Raw genomic sequence first — 20,933 nt, 5'->3', positions numbered from 1 at the left:
TTACTTTTTTAAGGTAATAACTTGTTGCGGATACGGAATGTCAATTTTAGCTTCGTCAAAACGTTTTTTGATGCTTTGCAGTAAATCGCAATACATTATAAAACCATCGGTAGAATTTTTTGCCCAAGCCCAAGCTTTTAAGTTTACGCTGGAATCTGCCAATGCAACAACGCGCGCGACAACCAAAGGTGTATTTTGTTTTTTATTTTCGGCAGTACGAGTGTCAATAAAAAAAGGATGTTTGGCAATTTCTTCCTGCATGATTTCTAATGCTTTTTCGATATTAGATTCATAACCAATTCCAATTTCGATTATTTTGCAGCATTTCGTGTCGTGCATATTGGTGTTTACAATAATTTGAGCACTAATAACTGAATTCGGAATAATGATTCGGTTGTTTTCGGCATCTTTCAAAACTACCTGTCTCAAATTAATGTCTTCGACTGTGCCCACAAAGTTGTTGATAGTGATTTTGTCATTGATTCGGAAAGGCTTGAAAATGATCAGAAAAATTCCGCTTATAATATTACTCAAAGCTTGTTGCGAAGCCAGACCTGCAACTATAGAAATGACTCCGGCACCGGCTAAAAAAGAATGTCCGATAATTTTGAATTCAGGAATTTGTATTAGCGCAAAGGCTATTCCTAGAATATAAATTATCGTTATAATTAGATGCTTTAAAAACTTAAAACCTGTTGCATCATATTCTTTATTACTTTGTTTACGGTAAAGAAGATAGCGAAGTGCTTTGTCTGTAATCGCACCAAGAACCACTGTGGTAATCCCTATAATTGCAATAAAAATTCCTATTCTAAAGTCTTTTAAGAATTCTACCATAAGTTTGAGTTTAAAAAAATCCAAAAAACAACAATTGCAAAATGTGTTTTTTGGATTTTATAAATTGATATCAAATAATATTGTGTTTAAAGTCCAACAAAATCATCGCTTTTAGGAAATATGCTCAAAGCTTCAATAGCAATTTCAGGTGTTGGAGAGGCCAATTTACGCAGTTTTGTATCCATCCATGCGCCGTCAACAGTAATAACGGCACAAAGCGTATCGTCTTCTCTTCTAAATTCGTGAATGATTGACCAGCGCGAAGCATCAGCCTTCATTTTTGATGTTTTGGTGTGAATGAATATCTTGTCAGAAAGTTTTAGTTCTTTTCTAAAAATACATTCTTCTCTAAATAAAACTGGTCCAAAACCTTGCGTTTGCATCACTCTTAAAGTTAAACCTAATTCTTCAAGGATTTCGATACGATGCTGCGCACCAAAATCATAATATGCACTATGACGAACGTGAAAGTTTGGGTCAAGATCTGACCAGCGAAAAGAAATTTCTTTAATAAATGAAGCCATTTTTATTTGTATTTTAATTTATTGAGATTGCTTGACGGAGTTTTTTCGGTAAACAATCATTTTGTAAAAATCGAAATTACGAATAAAAATAGATGGAACTTCTACTGCAATTAAATTTCTCTGAATAATTGCCGGAATTATTTACTTTGATAATAATTTTCTGATTTCGGCCACTATATTTTCTAAATTTCCCGTTGCATTTCCTGTAGAAACATATTTCACAATTCCGTTTTGATCTATTAGAAAATTTTTAGGAATTGAATTCATTCCATACTGGTTCCATATTTTTTGGTCGGAGTCAATTCCGTAATTAAAACTTAGTCCGTCCTTTTTTAGTTTTTCTACTTTTTTCGAAACCAGTTTTTCGGCTTCTCCTTTCGAAATGGCTAAAAATACAAAATCATCATTTTTGAATGGCTCGATGATTTTTGTTGGAACGTCATAAAATTCCATTAGGCACGGAGCGCACCAAGTTGCCCAGAAATTGACAAGAACAACTTTGCCTTTTAAATCTGAAAGTTTAATTTCTTTGCCGTCAATTAGTTTTAAAGTAAAATCAGCTGCTTTGTCATTTATATTTAAGATATATTCTTGTGGTTTTTTTACAGTTTGTTTTTCTGCTACAGCTGAACTCCTCTTTTTGTCATTTTCAATTTTTTCTTTTTCAGTATAAATTTCAACAACAATGATAAATTCTTTATCGCCAATTTTATCGCCCAATTTTTTTGCCAGCTCGTTTCTTTTTTCGTCTGAAACACCTTTGTTCATAGATTTTACATAGCCGTCTTGACCGTATTTTTCAACTTTTTCCATTGAAGAAATCTCATTGTTGATTATAATTACGTACTCTGGCTTTTTTGCAGCTATGTCTTGTGCATAAAAAGATTGAAAAATTAAGACAATTGCAAAACAAATAATTTTTTTCATGTGTTTGATTTTTATTTAGACTTTTACCATTACGGTTCCACTAATAATATCATGAATGGCTCTTTTTTTAGTGCTTGAAAAAATGGTAATAAAAGAAAACCATCCCAGTAGAAGTTTGAAAAAATAACGAATTAAAGCTTGAAAGAAATTAATTGACTGGATTTCATCGCCATTTTTTCTGACTCTGATTCCTTTTATATTATTACCTATAGTTCCTCCAAAAGTTGTAGCAATTGGTTCATACAAAAATAAAGAGATAAGTAAAATGGCTCTTAACCAGTTTGGAACGTCTTTAAAATTAGACAGCACATCAGAAAAAATAATCATACAGGCAATTATTAAAATAGAGTCAATTACTATTGATTGAATTCTTTCTAACATAAAAGGGTATTTTTCTTCCATATGTTTTTTTAACGAATATAAAATAAATTTTGAGATTAAATTTAATTCAAATTTCTTGTGAATGAGCGTTGCTTAAACTGTAGATATGTTTTCTTCTTTTTTAGTATTTAGCTTTTTTACAATCCACGGAAGTGTAAGTCCCTGCCCAATAAGAGTAAAAAGTACAACTGCAACAGAAATGAATATAATTGCATTTCTCTCCGGAAACGGACTGCCGTCTTCAAGAAATCTTGGAAGTCCGATGGCGATCGCAAGAGATACAATACCACGCATTCCGGACCAGCTCAGAATGATACTATTGCTAAAGTCTAAAAGTGCATCTTCACTGATTTTTCTTTTTCTTTTAGTGTTTTTAAAAGCTTTTTGGAGATTAATTTTTTGAAGAAATATTCTAACCATTCTAATTAATAAAGCAACAATAGTGATAATAAATGCATAACCAATATAAGGTAGTATCATATGGTCAGGGATGTCTTTTAGTACATATCTAAAATTAAGTCCAATTAGAATAAAGATTAATCCATTTAGTAAAAAGATAATAATATCCCACAGACTTCGGGAACTGTTTTTTAAGCTTTCTGGCAATAATTTTTTACTAAAACGTGCAGTGGCTAACCCAGAAACAACAACGGCAATTACTCCTGAAACGTGTAAATGTTCGGCAATTAAATAGGTTACAAAAGGCATTAAAAGCATGAAGCTAATTGTTACATTTGGATTTTTATGAACTCTTTTTAAGATAAAAGCGAGAATTTTTGACATTACAAAGCCTACCAGAAAACCGCCTCCTAATAATAGAATAAATTGCAATGTTGCCTGCCAGATTATAAAGGCAGATCCCATTACGGCAGCAACAGCAAATCGATAGGCAACCAGTGCCGAGGCATCATTTATTAAACTTTCGCCTTCGAGAATAGTAATGGTTTTTTTAGAAATGTTCAATCCTTTGGTAATACTTACGGCTGCAACCGCATCTGTGGCAGAAAGAATTGCACCGATTACAAATGCGAGAGGCCAGGTTATATTTGGAATCATATAATGAGCTACTACAGCGATCCAAAATGTTGTTAGAAAAACCAAAGTTACAGCCAGTGTACCTATTGTATTGATATTAGTCTTGAATTCTTTTGGTGAAATATTAAATGACGCATCATATAAAAGAGGAGGAAGAAATAGTAGAAAAATAATTTCCGGATTAATTTCGATTTCAGTCATTGTTGGAATAAATCCAATTCCGATTCCGGCAATGACAAGCAGAATGGGGTAAGGTAATTTTGCTTTATCAGCAAAAGCAGATAATCCGATGACGATGGCGAGTATAAATATAATGATGCTGTAATTCTCCATTTTTATAATTTGGTAGGGCTAATGTAATTAATTCAGTATTTAATTGAAAGTATAAAAGGTTCATTTTTAAGTCAGACAATAGGACATAGTTATAAAAAGTGACACTTAAAGTGTTGATATGCCACGGATGTCAGGTTTTAAAAATGTCATGTTGTCAGATAGTTTTAAATGTGTCGACAGGAAAACTGACAATTTTATTTGGTTTTTTATATTGGCACAAAGATTGACTTATGCCACCTGAGTTATTAAATTAGTATATCAAAATTAAATATATAAAAAATGGGTAAAATAATCGGAATTGACTTAGGTACGACGAACTCTTGTGTTTCTGTAATGGAAGGTAACGAAGCAGTTGTTATTCCTAACGCAGAAGGAAAAAGAACAACTCCATCTATCATCGCTTTTGTTGAAGGTGGCGAAATTAAAGTGGGTGATCCTGCAAAAAGACAAGCAGTAACGAATCCTACAAAAACGATTGCTTCTATTAAACGTTTTATGGGACACACTTTTGCTGAGACTACAAACGAAGCAAAAAGAGTTTCTTATAAAGTAGTAAAAGGTGACAACAATACTCCACGTGTGGATATTGATGGACGTTTATATACTGCTCAGGAATTGTCAGCAATGACTCTTCAAAAAATGAAAAAAACTGCTGAAGACTATTTAGGTCAAACTGTAACTGAAGCGGTTATTACTGTTCCTGCTTACTTTAACGATGCACAACGTCAAGCTACTAAAGAAGCTGGAGAAATTGCAGGTCTTAAAGTTATGCGTATCATCAATGAGCCTACAGCAGCAGCTTTAGCTTATGGATTAGATAAAAAAGGAACAGATCAAAAAATTGCTGTTTACGATTTAGGTGGAGGTACTTTTGATATCTCTGTTCTTGAATTAGGAGACGGTGTATTTGAAGTATTGTCTACAAACGGTGATACTCACTTAGGTGGAGATGATTTTGACCACGAAATTATTGACTGGTTAGCTAATGAATTTTTAGCTGAAGAAGGTATTGATTTACGTTTAGATCCAATGTCATTGCAACGTTTGAAAGAAGCTGCAGAGAAAGCAAAAATTGAATTGTCTTCTTCTTCAGAAACTGAAATCAACTTGCCATACGTTACAGCTACGGCTTCAGGACCTAAACACTTAGTTAAAAAATTATCTAGAGCTAAATTTGAGCAATTAACTGATTCATTAGTTAAACGTTCTATGGAGCCAGTTGCTAAAGCATTAAAAGATGCAGGTTTATCTACATCTGATATTGACGAAGTTATTCTTGTTGGAGGTTCTACTCGTATGCCAAGAATCGCTGACGAAGTTGAAAAATTCTTTGGTAAAAAAGCATCTAAAGGTGTTAACCCTGATGAAGTTGTTGCAATTGGAGCAGCTATTCAAGGTGGAGTTTTATCTGGAGATGTAAAAGATGTATTGTTACTTGACGTTACACCTTTATCTTTAGGTATCGAAACTATGGGTGGTGTATTGACTAAATTAATTGAGTCTAACACAACTATCCCAACTAAAAAATCGCAAGTATTCTCTACTGCTGCTGATTCTCAACCATCTGTTGAAATTCACGTATTGCAAGGAGAAAGAGCGATGGCTGCTGATAATAAAACCATCGGTCGTTTCCACTTAGATGGTATTCCACCAGCACCAAGAGGAGTTCCTCAAATCGAGGTTACTTTTGATATCGATGCTAATGGTATCATCAAAGTTTCTGCAACTGACAAAGGAACTGGAAAATCTCACGATATCCGTATCGAAGCTTCTTCTGGTTTAACAGCTGAAGAAATCGAAAAAATGAAAAAAGATGCTGAAGCTAATGCTGACGCTGACAAAATAGCTAAAGAAAGAGCTGAGAAATTAAACGAAGCTGACAGCATGATTTTCCAAACAGAAAGTCAATTGAAAGAGTTAGGAAGCAAATTAGCTGACGATCACAAAGTTGCTGTTGAGTACGCTTTAACTGAATTGAGAATGGCTCACCAATCTCAAGACATTCCAGCTATTCAAACTGCTCTTGACAACATCAATGCAGCTTGGAAAACAGCTACAGAAGCTATGTATGCTCAAGGTGAACAAGGTCAACAAGCAGCTCCACAACAAGAGCAATCGCAAGGTGACAATGTTGAAGACGTTGAATTCGAAGAAGTAAAATAAGCAGAGAACCAATTTTTTGAAAAAAAATTGAGTGAATCGCTTATCCCGATTTTTATCGGGATATTCTGAAAATCATAAATAATGAAAAACCGAGTCAGAAATGACTCGGTTTTTTTTTGGTTTTATGTTTCGTGCTGTTCTTAACCCCGACAGGTTTTTAAAACCTGTCGGGTTTTCTGCTATTTTTTATTTTGGAAAAAGAGTGTCATCCTGAGCGTAGTCAAAGGTTTGTTTGTTAAAAGGGCTTCGACTACGCTCAGCCTGACAGTCGGTTTAGTCCAATGTTTAAAAACAGTAAAAACATTACAATAAGTACCGGTTAACTTTTTTACAAAATGACAATTGTCATTTCCCATTCAGATTCTTTTTCGTAATATTACTATATAAATCATTTTTGAATGAGAAAGATAAAATACAAGAAAGGGCGAAAGATTCAACATATTACTTTAGAGTATACTGGCGCGCAAAAAGGACATGAAACCGAAATGCAGCTTTTCGTATATAATGACGCTGATGTTATTGAATATGAGAAATTCACAGTTGAATCGCTAAACTCTTGCATCGATTATACAAAAAACAATTGGCTAAATATTCACGGACTAAATAATATAGACTTACTTAAAACTGTAGGTGCACATTTTAAACTGGATGATTTTTTACTGGCTGATATTTTAAATACAAGTAAAAGAACAAAGCTTGAAGAACAAAAGGATATTTTATTTTTTAATATAAAATCGCTTTTACCTTCTGAATACTCAGATAATATTAGTGTAGAACAGATAAGTTTTATTTTAAAAGATGGAATACTGATTTCATTTCAGGAAAAGAGAAGTGATTTTTTTACTCATATCAGAGAACGCCTGCGCACTCATGCCGGAATCGTAAGAACTAAAAAAGTAGATTATCTTCTCTATTTATTGCTGGATGCTGTTATGGAAAATTTCTACATAACAATAGAAGATGAGGAAGATAAAATTGAGGAATTAATTAATTTGACCAAAAAAGGTGCAGATCCAATTATTTTAGAAAAGATTGAAAATCATCGTGATAACTTTAATTTTCTTAAACGTTCTATAATTCCATTACGTGACTCTTTATATTACTTAAAAACAATTAAAGATGACGATACTTATAACGGAATTCAAAAAGAGACTTTTAGTTTCTTTATCAGACTACACCAAAAAAGTTTAGAGCTTTTAGAACAGATTGAATCAGATATGAGTTCTTTAGAAAGCGCTTCTAACTTTTATTTTTCGGAACAAAGCCGAAAGATGAATGAGATCATGAAAACGCTGACTATTATTTCGGCTATATTTATTCCTTTGACATTTATTGTTGGAGTTTATGGAATGAATTTTGAAAATATGCCTGAACTTCGATACAAGTATGGTTATCACAGTGTCATGATTGCAATGTTTTTCTTAGTCATTGCATTGATTATTTATTTTAAAAAACGACGTTGGTTTTAACGTTTATTTCGATAGTAGAAATAACGAGTTACAGTACATTTGTTTAGATTCAAAACAGAAATTATGAGTAAAGCAGTATACATAGCTACGAGCGATCACAATAGCGGAAAATCGATTATCACACTCGGTTTAATGAGTATTTTGATTGGTAAAACGGCTAAAGTAGGTTATTTTAGACCTATAGTTGAAGATTTTGTTGATGGAGAATTAGATAATCACATCGAAACAGTTCTTTCGTATTTTAATCTTGATATTAAGTTTGAAGATGCATTTGCGATTACAAAAAGCAAATTAATCAAGAAAAAAAATAAAGGGAAAATAGGAGAGGTTCTGGATTTAATTATCGAAAAGTATAAAAAACTTGAGGAACGTTTTGATTTTGTTTTGGTCGAAGGAACCAGTTTTACCGGCGAAGGAACTTCAATTGAATTAGATTTGAATGTTTTAATTGCAAAAAATCTAGGAATTCCAACCATAATTATTGGTTCGGGAATTGGAAAAACTTTAGAAGAATTAGTCGATAGTCTTTATTTGGTTTACGATTCTTTTAAAGTAAAAGAAGTTGAAGTTTTATCAGTTGTAGCAAACAAAGTCCAACTTGAAAATATTGAATTAGTTACGCAAGGATTGCAAAAAAGTTTGCCTGAAACCGTTCTGGTGAACACAATTCCATTAATTTCAAGTCTGAATAATCCAACCATGCAGGAAATTGTCAACCAGCTGGATGCTAAAGTATTGTTTGGCAGTAATTATTTAAACAACGAAATTGGGCATTTTAGCGTTGGCGCAATGCAACTGCATAATTACTTAGTTCATTTGCATGACAATGCATTGGTGATTACTCCGGGTGATCGTTCAGATATTATTTTAGGAGCTTTGCAAGCTAATGAATCAGCTAATTATCCTACCATTTCAGGAATAATATTAACAGGTAATATTGTTCCCGAAGAAAGTATTTTAAAGCTAATTGAAGGGCTTTCTCCTGTTGTTCCGATAATTGCTGTTGATGGTGGGACTTATGGCATCACAAACAAAATAGGTTCTATTAAATCAGAAATCTACGCGAATAACACACATAAAATTGAAACTTCTATAAGTACTTTTGAAAAATATGTTGTCGTGGACGCTTTATCAGAGAAATTAATCACTTTTGAAGCTGAAGGAATGACACCAAAAATGTTTCAGTACAATATGGTAAAAAGAGCCAGACAGCATCGCAAACACATTGTGTTACCAGAAGGTAACGACGAACGAATTATCATCGCTGCATCACGATTATTAGCAATGGATGTTGTTGATATTTCGATCATTGGAGATAAAAAACAAATAGAAAGTAAGATTGCTGAATTGGGAATTACATTTGATTTTTCAAAAGTAGATATCATAAATCCTAAAGAATCTAAAAACTATGAAGATTATGCCAATACGTATTATGAACTCCGAAAAGCCAAAAATGTAACCATTACTATGGCTCGGGATTTAATGGAAGATGTTTCATATTTTGGTACAATGATGGTGTACAAAGGCCACGCTGACGGAATGGTTTCTGGTGCTGCACATACTACGCAACATACAATTTTACCAGCATTACAGTTTATTAAAACGAAACCAAATTCATCGGTAGTTTCATCGGTGTTTTTTATGTGTTTAGAAGACCGGGTTTCAGTTTTTGGTGATTGTGCTATTAATCCAAATCCAACAGCTGAACAATTGGCAGAAATTGCGATTTCGTCGGCAGAATCAAGTTCAGCTTTCGGAATCGAGCCAAAAATTGCGATGCTTTCTTATTCTTCCGGAGCTTCAGGAAAAGGAGATGAAGTGGATAAAGTAAGAGCGGCAACTGAAATTGTAAAACAAAAACGACCTGATTTAAAAATTGAAGGACCAATTCAGTACGACGCTGCGGTTGATCGCGCCGTTGGAAAAAGTAAAATGCCCGATTCTGAAGTAGCAGGGCAGGCGAGTGTCCTTATTTTTCCTGATTTAAATACCGGAAATAATACGTATAAAGCCGTACAAAGAGAAACAGGAGCATTGGCTATAGGTCCAATGTTGCAAGGTTTAAATAAACCAGTAAACGATTTAAGCCGTGGCTGTACAGTTGACGATATTATAAATACTGTAGTAATTACAGCTATTCAGGCACAGGGACTTTAGATAATTATGAATTGTGAATTATAAATTATGAGTTTTACATGATTTAGTTCTCAAAAGATCCGTTTTATAAGCGTCAAAAAATTACAGCAAAAGAAAAAAAATTAGAACCTAAGCAACTGAGAACCTTAGAACCTTAAAAAAAAATGAAAATATTAATTATAAATTCAGGAAGTTCATCCATAAAATATCAATTAATGATTATGCCAACAAACGAAGTAATTTGTAGCGGTATGATTGACAGAATTGGCTTAGAAACTTCAAATATAACCTTTAAAACCTCTTTAAATTCAATAGAAGAAACACTTCCGGTTCCAACGCATAAGGTTGGTTTACAAAAGGTAGCAGAATTACTTTTAGATACTGAAAAAGGTGTTATTAAATCGACTTCAGAAATTACTGCAGTTGGTCATCGTGTGGTGCATGGTGGAAGTTATTTTTCGAATACGACAATTATTACTTCTGAGGTTAAAGAGAAGATTAAAGAGCTTTCGGAGTTGGCTCCGTTGCATAATCCCGCACATTTAGTGGGAATAAATGTTGCTGAAGAAATTTTTTCTGATGCAAAACAAGTGGCTGTTTTTGACACCGCTTTTCATCAGACAATTCCAGTTGAAGCTTATAAATATGCAATTCCAAATTATCTTTTAACAGAGAATAAAGTTCGTGTTTATGGTTTTCATGGTACAAGTCACAAATATGTTTCTGAAAAAGCGATTGAATATTTAGAGAATAATTCTAAAATCATTACAATTCACTTAGGAAATGGCTGTAGTATGGCCGCTGTTAAGGATGGAAAGTGTATTGATACCACAATGGGTTTTTCGCCGGCAAATGGTTTAATTATGGGCACTAGAGCGGGAGATATCGATCAATCGGTGATTTTTTATATGATTAAAAATCTTGGATATTCGGCAGACGATGTGAATTCAATTTTATTGAAACAAAGCGGAATGTTGGGACTTACAGGTTATAGCGACTTACGTGATATTGAATCAGAAGCTGAAAAAGGGAATAAAGACTGTCAATTGGCTTTGGTGATGAATGCTTATAGAATTAAAAAATACATTGGTTCTTATACTGCGGCTTTAAATGGTTTGGATGCAATTGTTTTTACAGCAGGAATTGGCGAAAACTCTTCATACATACGTAATTTGGTTTGTACAGATATGGACTTTTTCGGAATTGAATTAGATCAGGAAAAAAATATAATTCGCTCGAAAGAAATTAGAGAAATTAACACCCAAAATTCCAGAGCAAAAGTTTTGGTTGTACCAACAGATGAAGAATATGAAATTGCGAACCAGGTTTATCATTTACTTCAGAATTAAATATGATATTTCATAGTATAAAAGCTCCTTAATCGAGGAGCTTTTTTTATGCTATCAGATTAAATAATTGTCTGTATCTTTGGCTATAAAACCGAATATTTTGAAATCGATACTTCTAAAATTACTTTTCTTCTTTTTCATCGCTTCACAAATTCAAGCACAAGAATTACTTCCTTTCGTTGAAAATTATAATAAATCAGATTACCAGGGCGACAATCAAATTTGGAATGTTGTTCAGGGAAAAGATGATGCAATGTATTTTGCCAATAACCATTATTTATTGCGATATGATGGCGTTATATGGGAAAAATACACTTTGCCAAACAAAACTATTATTCGATCGATTATGATCGAAGGAGATAAGATTTATTCCGGTTCTTACAAGGAATTTGGATATTGGTATAGAAAAGAGGGTAAAATGCATTATGTCTCTATAACCAAAAATCTACGCCTATTTGACGAAAAAGACAATGAGGAAATTTGGAAGATATTCAGATTTAACGGTTCTATTTATTTTCAATCTTTTAATGATGTTTTTATCTATGACGGAAAACACATTCAAAAAATTAAGTTTCCGTTTTTAATCTCTTATTGTTTTGTAGTCGATAATAGTGTTTATGTTGCTTCGGTTGAGAAAGGACTTTTTAAAATGACCGGTTCAAGAATTGCAAATCCAAAAGGATGGAACGTTTTAAAAAAGACTGTTGTTCATGCTATCGAAAAATACGAAGGTAAGAATTACATTTTCAGTCAGAAAAAAGGAATTTTTATCGTCGAAAAAGAAGGTTTGAGGTCTTGGAATAATCCATTAAACGAAATTCTTAAAGCCGCTACCATAAACGTTGCGAAATTTACTAAAGACCATAAATTAGTGATTGGCACGGGAAACAAAGGTGTTTTTATTTATGACTTTACGACAGATACCTATAAAAACATTGACAGGAACAATGTATTAATGAATAACTCGGTTTTAAGTATTGGTTTTGATAAAGAAAATGATTTATGGTTAGGTTTAGATAATGGTATTACGCATGTAGAGATAAATTCTCCAATATCGTTCTTTTATGATAATTCGGGTATTTTAGGTTCAGTTTATTCGGTTGCGGCCATAGACAAAGGCTATTTAATTGCTTCAAATCATGGTATTTTTGAGTTCGTTTCAGGGAAGTTTAAAATGTTGCCAAATACTCAAGGGCAGGCCTGGAACATTAGTAAAATTGGAAATAAATATATCATTGGTCATAATGATGGAACTTTTTGTTATGAAAATGGCTCATTAACTAAAATCAATAATATAAGCGGAGGATGGAATCTCTCTAAAAGTATTATAAACAATACGTACTTTCAGTCTACTTACAGTGGCGTTTTAGTTTATGATGATATTACAAAATTGACTCAGAATAAAATCATTGGAGATCTATCGAAGCCAATAAAATACGTTGCTCAGAATAAAAAGAATGAAATTTGGGCTGCCGACAATTATCGTGGACTATATCGAGTGGTATACGATGATAATTATAAAACTAAAAAAGTAGAGAATATTACCCAACAAAGTAAAATCAAGAACGATTTTGGAGTTAAGATTTTTGAGTTTAGAAATGAGATTCTTTTCCTGATCAATAACTTATGGTACACTTATAATTCGATCACAAATAATCTCGAAGAAAATGAGTTGTTTAACTCTAATTTTAAAAATATAACTGATGTTGTTTCGATAGATGAGGATCACTTTGTGGTATTGCAAGATGGAATTTTGTATCACATTTATGCTAAGGAAAATAAATTTATATGGAACATTATTCAGGAGAAGTATTATAAAGGAACATTAATCAATGATAATTTAAGAATTTTTAAAACTCAAAATTATTATTTATTAAATCTTGATGATGGATTTATTTCTCTTCAGCGAAAGTATGAGAACAAACAAAATTCGAATGCTAAAATTGAGGCTTTTAATGAAGGAAATCTGGTTTTAAACGATACTAAGATTAAATATAACACAGAGTTAAAAATAAATGTAATATCTGGAATTTACGGTGCCAGCAAGCCTAATTTGTTTTATAAGCTTAATAAAAGTAAAGAATATACACAGATTTCAAACGGATTAATAGTATTAAATAACTTAAGTAGTGGTAATCATTCTGTTATCGTTTACAAACACGATGGCGCAAACTATGAGAAAGTTTCAAGTTTTGATTTTAAAGTAGCCGAACCGTGGTATTTTTCGTTTTGGATGATTTTACTGTACCTATTGATTGTAGGCATCGTGTTGTTTATTTATTATAAATGGAATAAGCTTCGATATATGCAAAAACTGAAATTACAAGCTGAAGAATTAAAACATCAGCGTGAAATTCTTGAAATGGAATTGAAAGCTGAAAATGAACTGAACTTACAAGAATATGAAAAACATATTCTAGAATTGGAACTACAAACAAAATCATCAGAGGTTGCGGGGAAATCACTTTCGATTGCAAAACAAAGTGAGATGATTGAGAATATTCAAAGCATTTTAGATTCTGAGAAAGATTTTAATAAACTTAAAAGCGAAATTAGAAAAGCAATTAAGATAAATGAAGTGAATAAACACGAGTGGGAGATTTTTGAAACCAACCTGAATCAAATTCACAATGAGTTTATTATTAATCTTTCTAAAAAGTTCCCAAGTTTGACTCCAAAGGATATTAAGTTGTGTATTTATCTTAAAATGAATCTCTCTTCAAAGGAAATTGCACCTTTGATGAATATCTCTTTTAGGGGTGTAGAATTGCATAGATATCGTCTAAGAAAGAAGCTTAACCTCTCTCAGGAAGAAAATCTCTCGAAATTTTTATTAAGTCTGTAAGATTGGTATTAGATTTTTAAAGATATTATATTTTTTTACTTCTTTTTTTATATAATTCTAATACATCATTACTACATCATAACGTTATGTTAAGAAAATAAAATTAACATTTATGTGCTTGATAATCATTGTAATATGTTAATATTTTAACATAATGATGTAGCTATGTAGTAGTGCTGTTTGATGTACTACAACGTTGTAATTGTTTAATTTGGCTCTACTAACTTAAACGATTACAAACTGTATGAAAAATTTTATTTTTAGCTTTTTAGCGCTTTTGCTATTGCCGGCTTACATGTCTGGTCAAGCAATTAAAGGAAAAGTAGTAGACAGTAGTGGAATGGGAATTCCTGGAGCAATTATTTCTGCTTCAAATTCCAAAGCTTCTGCTGATGCTGATTTTGACGGAAATTTTACTATTAATGCCAAAGAGGGTGAGACTTTAAAAATCTCAATGTTGGGTTTTGAAGCTGTTTCTATAGCAGCAACATCCGCACCAATGACAATTACATTAAAAGAAGCAGGTGATACTGTTTTAAAAGATGTTGTAGTAATTGGATACGGAACAAGAAAGAAAATTGATAATACTTCAGCAATTACTTCTATTAAAGCTGAAGAAATTACCAAAACAAAAGTGCTGAACGCATCGCAAGCAATTCAGGGAAAAGCAGCGGGTGTTCAGGTTATTTCATCTGATTTACCGGGAAGTACACCTTCAGTTGTTATTAGAGGTTTAGGTACTGCATTAGGAGGAAGGTCTCCTTTGTATATTGTGGACGGAATGCCAACGGAGAATATCAATAATATCAATACAAATGATATTACTTCGTATGAAATCCTTAAAGATGCTTCATCTTTAGCGATTTACGGTACAAGAGCAGCAAACGGAGTTATCATTATTACAACTAAAAAAGGTAAAGGTGATAAAGTGTCTGTAGAAATTGAAAGTTTTGCCGGTTTTAGAAATCCTCTTAAAAAGGTAAAAATGGCAGATTCAAACCAATATGCAGCATATAGTAATGCAGCTTTAGGTACAAATACATTTGCAGCTAATCAGCCGATTAATACAAATTGGTTTGATGAAATTACAAGAACAGGTTCTTACACTCAAAATAATATCTCTATTTCTGGGGCTTCAGAAAATATTAAGTATTTTTTCAGTGCTGGAAACTACGAAGAGCAAGCTATTTTAAAAGGTTTAAATTACGGGCGTACTACTTTTAGAAATAATAATGAATTCAAAATTTCTAAAAAAGTAACATTAACTCAAAATTTAAGTTTTACTTCAGCTAACTCAGCTCCAAAGCCATTATCAGCTTTTACAAATGCTTACAAACAATCTCCTTTAGTTCCGGTACGTTTTTCTGACGGACAATATGGTGTATCACGTGTTAATGCAAGCGGTGTTGCAAATCAAATAGGATCTTCATTTAACAATGTTGGAAATCCTGTAGCTCAATTAGATTTTTATAACGAGCAACAAAGAAGCGTAACGTTACAAGGTGGTTTAAAATTAGATTACGAAATCATTAAAGGATTAAAATTTACTTCGCAATTTAATGGAGAGTATTATTCTTGGAAACAATATAATTATGAGGATAAACAAGGTATTTGGATGGCTGCAAATCCAAACACAACAGCTGCTGATTACGTAGCTTCTCATAAAGCAGATCCTGTAAATTTATTGACTAGAGGTAGAGAGCAGTATTTTAACTGGAATTTATCTAATTATTTTACTTATAATAAAGTTTTCGGTGGTATTCATGATCTTGAATTAACCGCTGGTATGGAAGCTTCTGTAAAAGGACCAAGAGAAACGTTAACTATTGCAAGAAAAAATGTTAGCACAAATTCGAACTACTGGTCTTTATATAATGCAAAAGACGCGCATGGAGTAGAATATGTTGGTGATATTACAAGTGTATATGATGTAACCTATAACGAAAGCAGATTAGCATCTTACTTTGGTCGTTTCCAATACAAACTAATGGACAGATATTTAGTAACTGGTACTATTAGACGTGACGGATCTTCAAATTTTAATAAAGATTATCGTTGGGGAACCTTTCCATCTTTTGGTTTAGGTTGGATTATGACAAAAGAAAGTTTCTTGTCAGATATCAAAGGTGTTGATTTAATTAAATTAAGAGGTAGCTGGGGTAAATTAGGTAACCAAAACGTACCATTAAACAGCCAGGCTTATGCATCAGGATTAGATGGTTATTTAGGAGGTTCAATCTTATACCCAGGTACAACAATTAACTCACAAATTGATCCAAGTTTATCTTGGGAAATTACTGAAGAGACTTCTGTTGGTATTGATTTCGAATTATTTAACAGTAGATTAAAAGGATCAGCTGACTATTACGATAAAAATACAAGCAACGTAATTTTAAATACAAAACCTTATATGTCTTCTGGATTGACAATTGCAACTCCTGCACATGTTGGTGAAGTGTCAAACAAAGGTTACGAACTTTCTTTACGTTGGGATGATAAAATTTCAGATAATTTAAGTTACTGGGTTGGTGGAAACTTTTCTCAAAATACAAATAAACTATCTGCTTTAAAAGATTTTGATATTTCGCCAGTAATTGGAGGTAATTTAGGAAATGGTCAAGATACTAAAATGCTTAACAAAACTTCTGTAGGTCAGCCATTAGGTAGTTTTTACCTTTATGAATATGCTGGAATAGATCCTGCAAATGGTAAAATGTTGTACTATAATGCCGCTGGCGAAAAAGTAGTTCAAACTGCTTTAGATGCTACTAAAGATAAAAAGTATGTTGGTTCTATCTTACCAAAAACTAATTATGGTGTATCATTAGGATTAAACTACAAAAACATTGATTTCTCTATTGACGGATACGGAACTGGTGGAGCTAAAGTGTATAATGGTAAAAAAGCACAACGTTTTACTGGTGAAAATGTTGAGGCATCTTTAACAAACAATTTCTGGACTCCTGGTAATGCAAACGCTGCAAATCCTAAACCGTTTAACGAAGTGCCTTATGCTTCTACATACTATTTAGAATCAGGTGATTTCTTTAGAATCAATAATATTACTGTAGGATATAAACTTCCTTTAAACGATACAAGTTTTGTTCAATATTGCAGAATATATGTAAATGCGATTAATCCATTTATTACTCAAAAATTCTCTGGTTATTCTCCAGAACTTAATGGGAATGGTGACCCATACGGAACTCAAGGAATTGAGCTAGATGCTTATCCTACTTTAAGATCTTTCGTTGTTGGTGCTAATTTAAAATTTTAATATTATGAAAAAGATATATATATCAATGTTTGCATTGTCAGCATTGTTTTTTACAGCTTGTCAGGACGACTTTTTAGATGTTAATCCAACACAAGCGATACCAACAACAGATGTTGAATTGTATAATAGTGACAATGGAGCAAAAACTTTTGTAACTTCAATTTACAGCAAGTTTCTTGATTGGGACATGAGTTCATTTGGTTGGATAGGATTAGCAAGCGTTACCTCTGATGATGCTGATAAAGGATCGTCACCTGGAGATGCAGGTACAGATAAAGATGTTTTAGATGCATTAAGCTATAACTCATCAAACCCATCTGCCGAAAGTACATTTGTTGCACAATACGATGGAATCAACAGATGTAATCAAGCCTTAAACATTATTCCAAAATTAAGTAAAGCAGATCCTGCTTTAAGAGAGCGATTAATGGGAGAAGCTAAATTTTTAAGAGCTTTCATGTATTTTACTTTGGTAAAATGTTATGGAGGGGTTCCAATCGTTGATCGTTTGCAAAACCCAACTTCTGAAGAAGATAAAAAAATGTTGCTTACTCGTAAACCAGTTGCTGAAGTTTATGCTTTTATTGAGAAAGATTTAGCAGATGCAATTGCTGTTTTACCATTAAAATCGACTTATTCAGCTGATGAAAAAGAGAGAGCTTCAAAAGGTGCTGCTTATGCTTTGTTAGCTAAAGTAAGTTTGTACCAAAAGAAATGGCAACAAGTAGTTGATAACTGTAATTTGATTACAGGATATTCATTAAACCCAAGCTATGCTAAAATGTTTAGATTAGAAGGTGAAAATGATATCGAATCTATGTTCGAAATCAACGGACACGGTGCAGTACCTACTAAAGGAATTACAGGATATTCTAACGTTCAAGGTGCTCGTGGTGCTGGTGGATGGGGTTGGGGATTCAATACTCCATCACTAAGTTTACTTAACGCTTATGAAGCTGGTGATGTTAGAAAAGATGCTACTATTATTTTCAGAAACACAACTTTATACGATGGTAGAGTAGTTCCGGCAACGGTAGAAAACCCAATGTATAACTTCAAAGCTTATTCTTCTTCTTTTACTGATGCATGGGAAACTGATGCAAACATTAAATACTTAAGATATGGTGAAGTATTGTTGATGAAAGCTGAAGCTTTAAATGAATTAGGACAAACTTCAAATGCTATTCCATTATTAAATGAAATCAGACACAGAGCTGGTTTAGGAGATACTCCTGCAAGTTCTCAGGCTGCTGTAAGAACTGCAATCTGGAAAGAAAGAAGAGTAGAGTTAGCTTTTGAGTTTGACAGATTCTTTGATCTTGTTAGAACTGGACAAGCTAAAGCCGCTTTTGCAGCTGATAAAAATGAATTCTTCCCTAACGGAAGAACCTTTACAGAAGGTAAAAATGAATTGTTCCCAATTCCGGCAACATTCATAATACAAGCCAACGGTATGTCTCAACAAAACCCTGGTTATTAATTTATAATTCTAAAATCACTTCCTTCAAAAAGAAGGAAGTGATTTTTTATTACACAATCATTAAAAAAAATGAAAATGATTCGATTTTCACTCCTACTTTTATCGCTTACTTTTTTTAGCTGTAGTACCCATATAAACAAACAAAAAGGAAGTAAACCAACAACATCTGTAGTTAAATTATCAGATGAACAGCTGTTGGCAACGGTTCAAAAACAAACGTTTAAATACTTCTGGGATTATGCTGAACCAAATTCAGGATTAGCAAGAGAACGGTATCATCCAGATGGGAATTATCCTGAAAATGATGCTAACATTGTTGCAACAGGAGGTTCAGGATTTGGATTAATGGCGATTGTTTCCGGAATTTCTCAAGGGTATATAACCAAAAAACAAGGAGTTGAAAGACTAAATAAAATTGCTGACTTTTTAGGCAAAGCAGATCGTTTTCACGGAGCATGGTCGCACTGGATCGACGGAAATACAGGAAAGGTAAAGCCTTTTGGAACCAAGGATAATGGTGGAGACTTAGTCGAAACTTCATTTTTGGTTGCAGGAATGATTACAGTTCGTGAATATCTAAAAGATGGTTCTGAAAATGAAAAAGCAGTAGCTCAAAAATATGACGCACTTTGGAAAGGCGTGGACTGGAAATGGTATACCAACAATAAAAATGTATTGTATTGGCATTGGTCACCTACTTACGATTGGCAAATGGATTTTCCACTTGAGGGGTATAATGAATGTTTAATTACATACATTTTGGCAGCATCATCACCAACACATACAATAGAACCAAAAGTTTATCATGAAGGATGGGCGAGAAGTGGCGGAATTGTTTCTTCAAAAACAAAATATAATATTCCTTTGATTCTAAAATATAATGGAGCAGAGGAATACGGCGGACCATTATTTTGGGCACATTATTCTTATGTAGGATTAGATCCAAACCAATTAACAGACAAATATGCCAATTATTGGGATTTGAATGTTAACCAAACCAAAATAAATTACGAATACTGTGTTGAAAATCTAGGTAAAGTAAAAGGTTATAGGCCTAATTATTGGGGATTATCAGCATCTTATTCTAGAAACAATGATGGATCAATAGGTTACAATGCACACATGCCAAGCAATGATCAGGGAGTTGTTTCTCCAACGGCTGCTATAAGTTCGATAGTTTATACGCCAAAAGAATCAATGGCTCTAATTAGAAATTTATACGAAAATTATAATAAAGAAACATGGGGCGAAGCAGGTTTTTACGATGCTTTAAGCTTACCAAATAACTGGGTGGCAAAACGCTATTTAGCGATTGATCAAGGGCCAGAGGTAGTTATGATCGAAAATTACCGTACTGGTTTATTATGGAAATTGTTCATGAATGCTCCAGAAGTAAAACAAGGTTTAGGAAAGCTTGGTTTTAAATCTGGAAAATATGGAATCTAAAATGAAGTTTAAACTAGCGTCAATATTAGTATTGTTTTCTGTGTTAGGTTTTGCACAAAGCGAAATTACAGGAAAAATAAAAACGGTAGTAGTTGTAAAAAATGAATTGGGTTACGCTTTACATCGTCCGGCTAATTTAAAAGAGAAGAAGCCATTAATAGTTTTTATTTCCGGTGATGGCGAAAAAGGAACTGACATTGAGAAAGTAAAAATTAATGGTCCTTTAAAATATTTAAAATCGCATGAGTTAGACGCTTATGTTTTGGCACCTCAATGTAAAGAAGATGAAAATTGGAGTATTGAGTCTATTAATGAATTGATTTTAAAAACTCAAAAAGAAAACAAAATAGACGCGAACCGAATTTATGTTACGGGTTTAAGTTCTGGAGGTTGGGCAGCATGGAATTTAGCGCTTTCATATCCAGATAAATTTGCCGCAATAGTGCCAATTTCTGGATTTGTCGATCTAATCGAGTTAGAAAGTGCTTGTAAAATTGTAAATATTCCAACTAGAATTTTTCACGGATTATTAGATGATGTAGTAAAAGTAGATTACGCAATAAGCATTTACAAAGAGTTAAAAAAATGCAATGCTCCAGACGTGCAACTGACCATTTTTGACGATGCAGGTCACGACAGCTGGACTAGAGTTTATGACAATCCTGAAATTTATGACTGGATGTTTAAACAGATTAAAACGAATACGAACAAATAAATATAATAGAATGAAA

Annotated in this window: 14 protein-coding genes; 9 read left to right on the top strand and 5 right to left on the bottom strand. The window is 33.0% G+C overall.

What is annotated here, in order from left to right; genetic code table 11:
- From ACHRVZ_RS02860 to ACHRVZ_RS02840, 5 genes are all read right to left on the bottom strand, one after another.
- A complete protein-coding gene (locus ACHRVZ_RS02860; protein WP_395420675.1) occupies positions 1-837 on the bottom strand; it encodes a mechanosensitive ion channel family protein in 837 nt (278 codons plus the stop codon).
- 86 nt (positions 838-923) lie between these two features.
- Positions 924-1,361, bottom strand: coding sequence for a thioesterase family protein (locus ACHRVZ_RS02855; RefSeq protein WP_017496553.1), 438 nt, complete (start codon positions 1,359-1,361; stop codon positions 924-926).
- A 141-nt stretch (positions 1,362-1,502) separates the two neighbouring features.
- Positions 1,503-2,288, bottom strand: a complete 786-nt coding sequence (locus ACHRVZ_RS02850) for a peroxiredoxin family protein (protein ID WP_395420674.1) — start codon at positions 2,286-2,288, stop codon at positions 1,503-1,505.
- 15 nt (positions 2,289-2,303) lie between these two features.
- Positions 2,304-2,690: an RDD family protein gene (locus tag ACHRVZ_RS02845; RefSeq protein ID WP_395420673.1), complete on the bottom strand. Its 387-nt coding sequence runs from the start codon at positions 2,688-2,690 to the stop codon at positions 2,304-2,306.
- A 72-nt stretch (positions 2,691-2,762) separates the two neighbouring features.
- Complete coding sequence (locus ACHRVZ_RS02840; RefSeq protein WP_395420672.1) at positions 2,763-4,037, bottom strand: Na+/H+ antiporter; 1,275 nt, start codon at positions 4,035-4,037, stop codon at positions 2,763-2,765.
- Positions 4,038-4,316: 279 nt separating this feature from the next.
- Here ACHRVZ_RS02840 and dnaK point away from each other — a divergent pair, with 279 nt between their 5' ends.
- The 9 genes from dnaK to ACHRVZ_RS02795 all read left to right on the top strand — a co-directional run bounded on the left by dnaK (position 4,317) and on the right by ACHRVZ_RS02795 (position 20,917).
- Positions 4,317-6,200 (top strand): molecular chaperone DnaK, encoded by a 1,884-nt coding sequence (dnaK, locus tag ACHRVZ_RS02835; RefSeq protein WP_041517816.1) that lies wholly within the window; start codon positions 4,317-4,319, stop codon positions 6,198-6,200.
- Between the two features lie 398 nt (positions 6,201-6,598).
- Complete coding sequence (corA, locus tag ACHRVZ_RS02830) at positions 6,599-7,669, top strand: magnesium/cobalt transporter CorA (RefSeq protein ID WP_395420671.1); 1,071 nt, start codon at positions 6,599-6,601, stop codon at positions 7,667-7,669.
- A 63-nt stretch (positions 7,670-7,732) separates the two neighbouring features.
- Complete coding sequence (pta, locus tag ACHRVZ_RS02825; RefSeq protein ID WP_395420670.1) at positions 7,733-9,826, top strand: phosphate acetyltransferase; 2,094 nt, start codon at positions 7,733-7,735, stop codon at positions 9,824-9,826.
- 143 nt (positions 9,827-9,969) lie between these two features.
- Positions 9,970-11,154 (top strand): acetate/propionate family kinase, encoded by a 1,185-nt coding sequence (locus ACHRVZ_RS02820; RefSeq protein WP_395420669.1) that lies wholly within the window; start codon positions 9,970-9,972, stop codon positions 11,152-11,154.
- A 100-nt stretch (positions 11,155-11,254) separates the two neighbouring features.
- Positions 11,255-13,999 (top strand): histidine kinase, encoded by a 2,745-nt coding sequence (locus ACHRVZ_RS02815; protein WP_395420668.1) that lies wholly within the window; start codon positions 11,255-11,257, stop codon positions 13,997-13,999.
- Positions 14,000-14,243: 244 nt separating this feature from the next.
- Positions 14,244-17,276: a SusC/RagA family TonB-linked outer membrane protein gene (locus ACHRVZ_RS02810; protein WP_395420667.1), complete on the top strand. Its 3,033-nt coding sequence runs from the start codon at positions 14,244-14,246 to the stop codon at positions 17,274-17,276.
- A gap of 4 nt (positions 17,277-17,280) precedes the next feature.
- Positions 17,281-18,756 (top strand): RagB/SusD family nutrient uptake outer membrane protein, encoded by a 1,476-nt coding sequence (locus ACHRVZ_RS02805; protein WP_395420666.1) that lies wholly within the window; start codon positions 17,281-17,283, stop codon positions 18,754-18,756.
- 75 nt (positions 18,757-18,831) lie between these two features.
- A complete protein-coding gene (locus ACHRVZ_RS02800; RefSeq protein WP_395420665.1) occupies positions 18,832-20,202 on the top strand; it encodes a glucoamylase family protein in 1,371 nt (456 codons plus the stop codon).
- A 1-nt stretch (position 20,203) separates the two neighbouring features.
- On the top strand, positions 20,204-20,917 hold the full coding sequence (locus ACHRVZ_RS02795) for a prolyl oligopeptidase family serine peptidase (protein WP_395420664.1): 714 nt from the start codon (positions 20,204-20,206) through the stop codon (positions 20,915-20,917).
- Positions 20,918-20,933 lie beyond the last annotated feature (16 nt).

The organism is Flavobacterium sp. FlaQc-57, from assembly GCF_044007395.1.
GTDB lineage: Bacteria > Bacteroidota > Bacteroidia > Flavobacteriales > Flavobacteriaceae > Flavobacterium.
This window is presented reverse-complemented; position numbering and strand designations above follow the sequence as displayed.